This is a genomic window from Pseudoalteromonas sp. ESRF-bin5 (assembly GCF_002632075.1).
In the GTDB taxonomy this organism is placed as follows: Bacteria; Pseudomonadota; Gammaproteobacteria; order Enterobacterales; family Alteromonadaceae; genus Pseudoalteromonas; species Pseudoalteromonas marina.
This window is the reverse complement of record NZ_NTLW01000244.1, coordinates 1-10,399: the sequence shown is the minus strand read 5'-3', so window position 1 is coordinate 10,399 and position 10,399 is coordinate 1. Positions and strand designations below refer to the sequence as shown.

General features: G+C 39.9%; 11 protein-coding genes. 8 read left to right on the top strand and 3 right to left on the bottom strand.

The genetic code is table 11. The annotated features are described in order from the left end of the window. From BCG07_RS15215 to BCG07_RS15200, 4 genes are all read left to right on the top strand, one after another. On the top strand, positions 1 to 888 hold an 888-nt coding region (locus BCG07_RS15215), incomplete at its 5' end, for a purine-cytosine permease family protein (RefSeq protein WP_502694077.1). A gap of 40 nt (positions 889 to 928) precedes the next feature. Next, entirely contained in the window at positions 929 to 2,449 is a 1,521-nt protein-coding gene (locus tag BCG07_RS15210; RefSeq protein ID WP_138739549.1) for a mannitol dehydrogenase family protein, read from the top strand. 2 nt (positions 2,450 to 2,451) lie between these two features. After that, positions 2,452 to 3,369 (top strand): carbohydrate kinase family protein, encoded by a 918-nt coding sequence (locus tag BCG07_RS15205; RefSeq protein WP_008128560.1) that lies wholly within the window; start codon positions 2,452 to 2,454, stop codon positions 3,367 to 3,369. A 301-nt stretch (positions 3,370 to 3,670) separates the two neighbouring features. Next, a complete protein-coding gene (locus BCG07_RS15200) occupies positions 3,671 to 5,137 on the top strand; it encodes a carbon starvation CstA family protein (protein WP_006792628.1) in 1,467 nt (488 codons plus the stop codon). A gap of 67 nt (positions 5,138 to 5,204) precedes the next feature. On the opposite strand, the gene BCG07_RS15195 is transcribed toward BCG07_RS15200, so the two are convergent. After that, entirely contained in the window at positions 5,205 to 5,732 is a 528-nt protein-coding gene (locus tag BCG07_RS15195) for a TetR/AcrR family transcriptional regulator (protein ID WP_008128564.1), read from the bottom strand. 204 nt (positions 5,733 to 5,936) lie between these two features. Here BCG07_RS15195 and BCG07_RS15190 point away from each other — a divergent pair, with 204 nt between their 5' ends. From BCG07_RS15190 to BCG07_RS15175, 4 genes are all read left to right on the top strand, one after another. Next, a complete protein-coding gene (locus BCG07_RS15190) occupies positions 5,937 to 6,560 on the top strand; it encodes a glutathione S-transferase family protein (RefSeq protein WP_008128566.1) in 624 nt (207 codons plus the stop codon). Between the two features lie 77 nt (positions 6,561 to 6,637). Then, entirely contained in the window at positions 6,638 to 7,330 is a 693-nt protein-coding gene (locus tag BCG07_RS15185; RefSeq protein WP_286890939.1) for a cupin domain-containing protein, read from the top strand. 103 nt (positions 7,331 to 7,433) lie between these two features. Further along, positions 7,434 to 7,814, top strand: coding sequence for a SpoIIAA family protein (locus BCG07_RS15180; RefSeq protein ID WP_243533860.1), 381 nt, complete (start codon positions 7,434 to 7,436; stop codon positions 7,812 to 7,814). Between the two features lie 170 nt (positions 7,815 to 7,984). Beyond that, positions 7,985 to 8,389 (top strand): hypothetical protein, encoded by a 405-nt coding sequence (locus BCG07_RS15175; RefSeq protein WP_243533862.1) that lies wholly within the window; start codon positions 7,985 to 7,987, stop codon positions 8,387 to 8,389. Between the two features lie 95 nt (positions 8,390 to 8,484). On the opposite strand, the gene BCG07_RS15170 is transcribed toward BCG07_RS15175, so the two are convergent. Both BCG07_RS15170 and BCG07_RS15165 read right to left on the bottom strand, forming a co-directional pair. Beyond that, on the bottom strand, positions 8,485 to 9,432 hold the full coding sequence (locus BCG07_RS15170) for a carbohydrate kinase family protein (protein WP_243533864.1): 948 nt from the start codon (positions 9,430 to 9,432) through the stop codon (positions 8,485 to 8,487). Between the two features lie 127 nt (positions 9,433 to 9,559). Next, on the bottom strand, positions 9,560 to 10,399 hold an 840-nt coding region (locus BCG07_RS15165; protein ID WP_286890936.1), incomplete at its 5' end, for a TonB-dependent receptor.

Below are 10,399 nucleotides of genomic sequence, written 5' to 3'. Positions count from 1 at the left end.
CATTACTTAGCGTGGATCTCTGCCGGTATTATGGGTGCAGGTGTTGCGGTATTACTTAAAACAACTATTTCATCACTCGATCCGGGCGATGTGGCTTACCACGCATTAGGTTGGACTGGGTTTGTTATTGTAATTATTGCCGGTTGGACTACTGCTAACGCAAACCTTTATCGTGCGGGGCTTGCGGCGCAATCTATTTTTGTAAACCACTCTCGTGAGCGCACAACCGCTATTGTAGGGATTGTGACCGTAGTTATTGCATGTTTCCCGTTCGTATTTTCTCAAATGCTACCTTTACTTACTTACGCTGGCTTATTGGTTGTGCCTGTTGGGGCGATTGTATTTGCCGAGCATGTATTATTTCCTAAAATTGGCTTAACGCGCTACTGGGCTAAATACAAAAACAGAACTCGAAGTGTGCCGGCCATTGCTTCTTGGGCGTTAGCGTTAGTGTTTGGCTTTGGTTTAAATGCGCTAGATGTTATGTCGTTTTATTACTTATTTATACCTACCTGGTTTTTTACCATTGTTGTTTACACGCTGTTAGCGAAAAAGTATGGCGCTGGTGAAGACTACAAACAACATATAGCTGCCGAGGAACAAGAGCAACGTGATATTAAAGCGTATCAAGCAGCGCAGGCGAAAGACATTCCAAAACCTGTAGTTGATGGTTCCATGTTTACTAAAGTGCTTAATGCGGTTTCGACTATTTCACTTGTCATTATTTGTATATTTGCAAGCCAAGTCATGTTTTTTAGCGACACAATGAGCATATATAGCGCAAACAAATTGCAGTTTGAGATAGCGTGTTTCATCTGTACGGTTATCTATTTTGTTACCGCTTATTGGTCATTAAAACGCCATAAAGCGCTCAATGCTGCATTGTAATTTACACGTTTTTTAATTTTTGTTTTAGTAAGGCCGCACCATGACACAACATCACACTAATGCCCTTGTTAAAGGGCTAAACCAACAAAGCTTGGCATATATGCCAAGCCATGTAGACACCCCTAGCTACGACCGCAGAAAAGTAAAAGCAGGTATAGTTCACATTGGCGTTGGCGGTTTTCACCGTGCTCACCAAGCCATGTATATTAATGAGTTATTAAAAACGCCAGGTTCTGAGCAATGGGGTATTTGTGGTGTAGGCTTGCTTGAAGCAAATCGTGTACTTCGCGATGTATTAAAGCAGCAAGACTACCTTTACACATTAACGGTAAGACACCCAAATGGGACAATAGACAATACCGTTATAGGTTCTATGATTGATTTTTTGTTTGCGCCTGAAAACAAACAAGCTGTTATTAATAAGCTCGCACACCCTGATACTAAAATTGTGTCTTTAACTATTACTGAAGGCGGATACAACTTTAACCCAGTAACGGGTGAGTTTGATTATGCAAACCCAGACATAATTAATGACATTAATAATCCAAACGATCCTATTACTGCATTTGGATATATAGCAGCTGCGTTGAAGCTACGTAAAGAACAAGGCCTTAATGCGTTTACAGTACAGTCTTGCGATAACATTCAACATAATGGCAATGTAACGCGCAAAATGTTACTCGCTTTTGCCGCAGAGCAAGATGCAGCATTAAGTGAATGGATTGCTGCTAATGTAATGTTTCCCAATGCTATGGTAGACCGAATTACGCCAGTATCTAAACAAAGTGATATTGAATACGTTGTTGATGCTTACGGTGTTAGCGATGAATGGCCAATAACGTGTGAATCGTTTACACAATGGGTAATTGAAGATTCATTTTGTGACGGGCGGCCAAATTGGGATAACGCTGGTGCTCAATTTGTAAAAGATGTAACCCCTTTTGAAACCATGAAAATTCGCTTATTAAATGCAGGCCACTCAGTACTGGGTTTACTGGGATCTGTACATGGCTATGGCACAATTGACGAAACAGTATCAGATCCCTTATTTGCAAAGTACTTACGTGCGTTTATGGATAAAGAAGTAACGCCTAACCTAGAGCAATTAGAAGGCATTGATCTTGAAATCTACAAAGACACACTTATTGAGCGTTTTGCAAACCCTAATATTAAAGACAGCTTATCGCGTATTTGTTCGGAGAGTGCAGCTAAACTACCTAAGTTTTTAATTGCCACTATTAACGAAAACCTAGCGCAAGGGCGAGATGTATCACTAGCTACACTCGTTATTGCTGCATGGTGTTTTTATAGCGACAAAGGGGAAGATGAGCAAGGCAATACGCTTGAAGTCATTGATGCAATGCAAAGCGAGCTTCATGAAGCTGCTGCTAAAACGACGACTGATAACCTTGCATTTTTATCGCTAACAAGCTTATTTGGCGATTTAAACACGCAAAGCGCCTTTACGTCTCACTACAAAAACAATGTAGACGCGTTATACGCACCAGCAAGCAAAATAAAAGCAATTATGAAAAACGTGCTTGAGCCTAAAGGTAACTAATAATGAGCATTTTAATTGATTCTAAACAAGGTAAAGACGTAAGCGTAAGTTGTTTTGGCGAAGTGCTATGGGATTGTTTTGCAACAGGTAAACGCTTAGGTGGTGCACCATTAAACATGTGTGTGCGCATTAACTCATTAGGTATTAAAGCCGACATGATAAGCGCAGTAGGTAACGATGAATTAGGTACTGAGCTTCTTGGCGAAATTAAAGCAAAAGGCGTTAGTTGCGATTATATTGCCGTTAATAACGACAAAAAGACCAGCACCGTACAAGTTACTTTAGACAAAAGTGGTTCAGCCAGCTACGAAATAGTCGCTGATACGGCATGGGACAACATTACTCTTACTGATTCACTTATTGAAAAAGTAAAAGCCAGTGATGTATTTGTATTTGGCAGCCTAATTGGCCGCAGTGAAGCTTCACTTGCTACGCTAAACCAGCTAGTTGATGTAGCTAACTTTAAAGTGTTTGACGTAAATTTACGCGCCCCGCATTACACATTAGACACGCTAGTAGATTTAATGAATAAAGCAGATTTTATCAAGTTAAACGATGAAGAGCTTTACGAAATTGCCAAAGCAATGGGGTGTAAGTTCCATTCGCTTGAGCAAAACCTAGCATTTATTGCAGAGCAAACTAACACTGAATATTTATGTGTAACCAAAGGCAGTCACGGCGCACTGTTAACTGTTAAGGGCCAAAATTATTATAATTCAGGCTATTTAATTAGTGTTGTAGACACAGTGGGCGCTGGGGATTCATTCTTAGGTTCATTGATATATCAGTTATGTAGCAGCGATTGTGCTCAGTATGCGGTTGATTTTGCCTGTGCGATAGGGGCTATGGTTGCAGAAAGTGCAGGTGCTACACCTACATTGACTCATGAAAAAATTAACGAATTTATGCGTCCTCTTTAAAAAAATTGTGTGTTGAAAGCGGCTTAAGCAATATGCTTAGCCGCTTTTTTTTGCCTAAAAATAGTGTGGTAAACATACATTTTGAACGTTTAGACAGCGGTATTCGTCAGGTTTCTAAACGAGTTATCAAATTACTTCATAAAGTGAACAAATCATGAACGATTGCGACTAAGGTATTAGCTAAACGTCTAATTGTTTGTAATAAATAGCTTTGATATTGTTCCAAAGTTATTAAGTCACATTTATGCGAAGCGATACACACTGCGCTTCTAAATACCCATACAAAAGAGAAACGTGCTTTATGATTATCTTTTTTATTTGCCTCACCATATTAATTCTGGGATATAAGTTTTATAGCCCATTTGTAGAAAAACAAGCAGGCATGGATTCAACGGTTGATACACCACAAAAACGCTTTAGTGAAGGTGTTGATTACGTGGCTATTCACCCTGTTCGTGCTTTTTTAATTCAATTTTTAAATATTGCGGGTGTGGGTCCAATTTTTGGCCCTATACTGGGCGCTTTATATGGTCCGGTTGCGCTCGTATGGATTGTGTTAGGAAATGTATTAGGTGGCGCTGTTCACGACTTTTTCTCAGGTGTAATGAGTATAAAAGAAGACGGTAAAAGCTTACCTGAAATAGCTGGTCACTATTACAATGTTGTATTTAAAGGCTTTATGCTTATTTTCACCGCAATGCTGTTATTTTTTGTTGGTGTAGTATTCATAATGAGCCCAGCGGGTTTACTTAGTAACTTAAATTTATTTGAAGGTACATTTTTAGCCAATAATACTTTTTGGGTATTGGCTATTTTGGCTTATTACTTTTTAGCGACGCTGCTACCAATTGATAAGATCATTACACGTTTTTACCCTATTTTTGGTTTGTTAATGATTGTTATGACAGTCGCTGTTGCCGTGTCGTTACTTATTAACGCGCCACATTTACCGGTTGCTGGCGACTTTTTGGCGTATTTTGAAGCCGATCACGCGCATGACTTTTTAGCACCAAACCCCGACGGGTTACCAACTTGGCCCCTATTATTCATAACCATTACCTGTGGTGCTATTAGTGGTTTTCATTCAACGCAAGCGCCTATTATTGCTCGTTGCTTAACAAACGAAAAATATGTACGCCCGGTGTACTACGGTGCCATGATGTGTGAAGGCATTGTTGGTTGTGTTTGGGCATTGGCTGGTATTGCGGCTTTCCCTGAAGGTTATGCTGGTTTAAAAGCAATGCTTGATCAAGGTGGTCCAGGCTTAGTTGTAAACCATATTGCAAATAGTTACTTAGGTGTATTTGGCGGTATTATGGCAATTATTGCGGTTGCTGTTTTCCCTATTACCTCAGGCGACACCGCATTTCGTTCACTGCGCTTAACGGTAGTTGATGCCTTTAATATTCCGCAAAGTATACGTAATCGCCTGTTGTTGGCTTTACCTATTCTAACTATTGCTTACTTTATGACCAAGTTGGATTTTTCATTAATTTGGCGTTACTTTGCGTTTTCAAATATGTTGCTTTCTACCAGTGTACTATGGCTTGCTACTAAGTATTTGTTTGACCGTGGCACCTTTCATTGGATTGCAAGTATACCTGCGGTTATTGCAACGGCTGTGACCTTGTCGTATATCACAACAGCTGCAATTGGCTTTAACTTATCGAGCGATTTAGGTAAACCCATAGGTGCAGGGGTCGCGGTGGTTGGCCTGATCATACTTGCCATCGTGCATGCTAAGCATAAAGCGAGCCCAGCAGTTTAAATTATTTCCGTGTAAAACTAAAAAGCGAGCTAATTAAGCTCGCTTTTTTATTCGTCAAATCGTCTGGTTAAATACTGTCTCGCGTTGCTAAATCAAAGTAGCTGTGATCGTCGAGTGTTTTACTGATCATCATCGCACCCTCAAGCATACTTACCGTTTGAATAGCTGCTTTTTGTGGGTTTATTTCACCGTTGACCGAATGCGCTGCGCTTAGCCAGGTTAAATTTTGAGTGAAAAAGCGCTTTACTTCTTCACGTACTTTTTCAGGTAAGCTGTCACTCTCGGCGCCAAGTAAACCGCATAAGCACATTTTTTTATCGGTCACCAATGCGCCCCTAAATAGCGACGTATAAAAGTCGATAGGATTTTTTCCTTGCGCTTTTAACTCAGCGGGTTCCCCTAATGAAAGCAAAAACGCATCAGTATATTGATGTGCAAGCTCTGCGCCTAAGTCGGCTTTAGTTGGGAAGTGATAATGTACACTGGCGCTTTTTATACCTACTTCGTTAGCAAGTTCTCTAAAGCTAAAATTGCTGTATCCGCCTAGGCGTACTTTATTCTCTGCCGCTTTGAGTAGGGCCTCTTTTTTGCTCATACATCTTCATCCTATTGTTGACCATAAAATTATCGACCAGTAGGTAGTTATTTTCAAGCCTTATTATTTTTATAAATAAAATATTAAGTTTCATGCGGTTAGCAACTACTCTGCTTATGTAGTTATTTTAAAGTTTGACTTAGTTTGGTATAAAGAATATAAATACCTATCAGTAGGTAGTTAAATTAAAAAAGGTCACACTCAATGAAAATTTATGATGTAGAAAACTTTCCAAACCCGCTTCGCATTCGTATTGCGCTAGCAGAAAAAAATGCGACAACTGAAGTTGAATTTATTGCGGTTGACTTGCTTAATGGTGAACACCGGACAGAGGCTTTTATAGCTAAAAACCCATTAGCTGGTGTGCCAGTATTAGAGCTTGATGACGGAACATTTATATCAGAATGCACAGCAATTACTGAATATATTGATGCTGCTTTTACAGGACCATCATTGATGGGCATTTCGGCAAAAGAGCGCGCAGTAATAAATATGATGCAAAAACGTGCTGAGTCTATGGTACTTGATGCTGTTGCAACGTATTTTCATCATGCTACTGATGGATTAGGCCCAGAGCTTGAAACATATCAAAATATTGCATGGGGCGAAAAGCAAGGTGAAAAGGCGCGTACTAACTTAAATTATTTTAACGATATACTTGCTAAATCAAGGTTTGTTGCGGGCGATAATTTTAGCATTGCCGATATAACTCTTTATGCTGGATTAGTGTTTGCTGGGTTTGCCAACATTGCGCTACCGAGTCATTTAACTCATTTGCTAGCGTGGCAAAAAGCAGTTGCAGCTCGACCAAGCGTAGCGGGCTTATAAGTAAAAGTGGGTTCAATAGGCCAATTAAACTCGGTATATTGAGTTTCATTGGCAAAACAAAAATTTAAGGGGCAAGCATGAAAATAGCAGCCGATTTTAGTCAGCGTATAGTGGTGAACAGTAATACATTACCGTGGGTAAAATCGCCTATGGCAGGCGTTGATAGGCGACCTCTTGATCGCATAGGCGATGAGGTTGCGCGTGCAACGAGTATTGTTCGTTATGCACCAGGTAGTGAGTTTTCGCCACATGTTCATACCGGCGGGGAAGAGTTTGTTGTGTTAGAAGGTGTTTTTGAGGATGAACATGGCGATTTTCCTGCTGGCTCGTACATTAGAAACCCGCCGCAATCACAACATAAGCCGGGTTCAAAAGAGGGATGTATTATTTTTGTTAAGCTTTGGCAGTTTCAGCCACAGGATAGAACACACGTTCGGTTGCAAACTCACTTTATGGGAAGCGTTGAACACTCAAAACAACAAGGGGTTGCGGTAACACCTTTATACAAAGATGAGTTTGAGGAAGTTAGCTTAATTCATTTAGCGCCTAATGCGCAGTTTGTTTTAGATGCTGAGTGCGGAGCTGAGTTGTTAGTAATAGAAGGCGCCGTAATAGAAGGGCAAGATTTGCTTGAAAAAAGTAGCTGGTTGCGTACGCCTGTAAATTCTAATGTTTTAGCAAAAGCAGGCAAGATGGGTGCTAAGTTATGGGTTAAAGAAGGGCATTTAAACGATGTAGATAACCAAATTGCACGAGTGCAGCAAGCTTAACTAACTTAAGCTCAGCTTAAATACGGTTTTGTTGATTTGCTTCATCATTGATTAATATAAAGTGCTTTATGCTCAAAACTTACTATAAGAATGAGCAAATGTAATGGCAAATTTAATTCCTAGTTTAACACTTGATATAGAAGGCGCTGGACGCGAAATTTTTATAACGTTAAAGGCTGTGGGTAATTTAAAGCACACTGATTACAATGCAATTACCCCTAAAATTGAAGCCGCGCTTTTAAAGGTAAACAACCCGATTATTAATTTATTTATAGACGGCATTGAGTTAAAGGGCGTGGGTTTTAAATCGATATTAGACGATTTGAATTTAGGGATAAAGCATAATAAAGCGCTAAGTAAAGTGGCTATTTACGGTAATAAAACATGGCAAGCAACCGCTGCAAACATTGGAAATCGTATTATTTGTGGTGAAATGGCTTACTTTGAAAATGCCACTGCGGCAATTGATTGGCTTGAACACTAGTTTTAAATGGGCCTATTATTTTGGGTTTAGGCTAGTGTTATTAGACTAAAGTCTATAGGTTAGATTTCTTCACTTATTAGTTTTGTTTTTATCGTTTGTCGGTTTTATAGGGATCCTCTAAAGTTCAGTTGTCGGCAACAAGCACGACTTAACTTAACAGGATTATGACCATGAAAACACTTATCAAAACTATCGCTCTTGGCTCACTATTAACATGTTCAGCTGCTGCAATGGCTGATCAAAGTGATTACAAATTAATGGTTATTGAAGCGCAAATCGCGCCGCAGCCACTTGAGCAATCTTTTAATAGCTGTGCACTTAATGTTAAGTCAAAAAACTATGCTGAAGCAGAACAAATTTGTACTAAAGCAATTGCACTATTACAAGATGCCGATGCCCCTAAATTTAAAGTTCGTCAGCTTACATCATTTGCATTAAGCAATCGTGGTGTAGCGCGCCTAAAAGCTAAAAACGAAACGGCCGGCCTTGCTGACCTATACGAAGCAAAACAACTATCTAACAACGATATGGTATCGCATAACTTAACGCGCGCTAAAGAAGAGCTTGCTTTATAGCACTCAGATTAACAATAGTTAAAAAAGCCCCTGTAGGTATTTATCTACAGGGGCTTTTTTAGATTAATTTTTAAAATGTTGCAGGGTGTGTTAGCTCAAAGTACATCGTCTAAAACGGGCAATGCAGGAAAAGCACCCTTTGATAAACAGGCTTTTGAGCCACAGCGAAGGCCGAAACTTAATGCGTCTTTAATTACTTGTTTATTATTGAGTTTGTCGCTTGGTAATAGCGTCTCGTTGTAATGATTTAAATGATATAACACACCTGCAATAAACGCGTCTCCGGCACTGGTTGTATCTATTGCATTAATAATCGGTGCAGCTTCACTTACGTTAAACGTTTTATGGTAAACGGTGGCAGGCTCGGGTCCATCGGTTAAGAAAATTAAACTAACGCCTAACTCTAATAGCGATTGTAAATATTCATCACCTGATTGACGGGTTTGTTCCGCTAAAAAATTTAACTCATCACGTGATAGTTTTATAATGTCGCAATGGGCGTAGCAGGCACGCACATTAGGCTCAATATCACGAATATTATGCCAAAGGCTGTATCGTAAATTTACGTCAAAGCTAACAAGTTTATTATGAATTTTTGCTTGTTTTAAAGCGCTCAATGTTGTGTTTGCAATGGCAATACTTGTTAGCGTATTTGAGCAAAAGTGTAGGGTACTTATTTCATCCCACTGAATTTGCTGCAAATGTTCAGGAGCAAGGAGTAGGTCGGCGGTGTTATGGCGGTAAAAATTAAAGCTGCGTTCGCCAGTTTCATCTAAGCTGACAATAACCATCGCTGTTTGCGCATTTTTTATAGTAAATAAATACTCGGTGCCGACATTATATTGCTTTAACGCGTCGGTAAGTTGTTTGGCAAAGTAATCATCACCCATACCACCACAAAATGCAGCGCTACCACCTAACTTTGCATAGCCTACTGCTACGTTTGCAGGTGCGCCACCAGGAATAGGTAAATACGCTGTGTTGTGTGAGTCTTGTGGCAACATATCAATAAGCAGCTCGCCAAGGCTTAGTAATTTGGTCATGTTATAAATCCTAAAAAACCTAGCAAGGCTAGGTTAAATGTAAGGGAGAGTAATAAAATTTAAGTTGAGTAGGGAATAAAGCGCTGAAATAAAACTGCATTTCAGCGCTCAACACACTCAGACTCGGTTAGTTAAACGCGTATTTAAGCGTTAGTGATGTTGTACGGCCATTAATTGTACGTGCGCGTATAATATCGTTTGCTGGTACAGAGCCTTCCTCTGCTTCTGTAATACCTACTGTATCAAATAGGTTATTTACATTCAGTGCTAGGCTAAGGTTTTCAGATAGGTCGTAGCTTACAAAGCCATTTACCTGTGTGTAACCATCGAATTTAAGGTCGTTATTATCTTGAGCGTAAGCGTCAGTTGTACCAATAAAGCTCAGACCTGCTGCCCCTTTCTCATAGCTGTAGCGAGCCATTAGTGAGTAAATTAAATCCGCTTGACGGCGTGGTGTGTTACCTACAACGTCAGGAGATAGTGCATCTTTAGCAATTTCAGCATCAGTCCACGTCAAGTTACCACGAAAATCCCACGCATCCATGAAGTACGTTGATTCAATCTCAATACCTTTGGCTTCGTATTCACGGTCGAAGAACTTTTGTGATGTTGCTTCAAAGTTTTGTTCTTCAGTTTCTGCGTAGAACGCTGTTGCGAATACCGATAGCGAGTCAAAACGTTTTTTAACACCAAACTCAAATTGGTTTACTTCATCAACTGCATCTTCATCAGCTACTGAGCCATCTGAGCGTACTTTACCAAATAAAAGACGATCAGCGTTTGCACGTCCGCCTTTACTGATACGCGCAAATGTTGCAAGGCTAGGGTCTATTTGGTAGTTGGCACCAATTGAGTAAGACGAGTAGCTCCAGTCGTAATTTACTGGGCTTGAGTTAGCATGATCAATACCGACAACATTCTGCTCGGGTACTGAAATAACACCATCACGGTTCATATCAACAGTAGA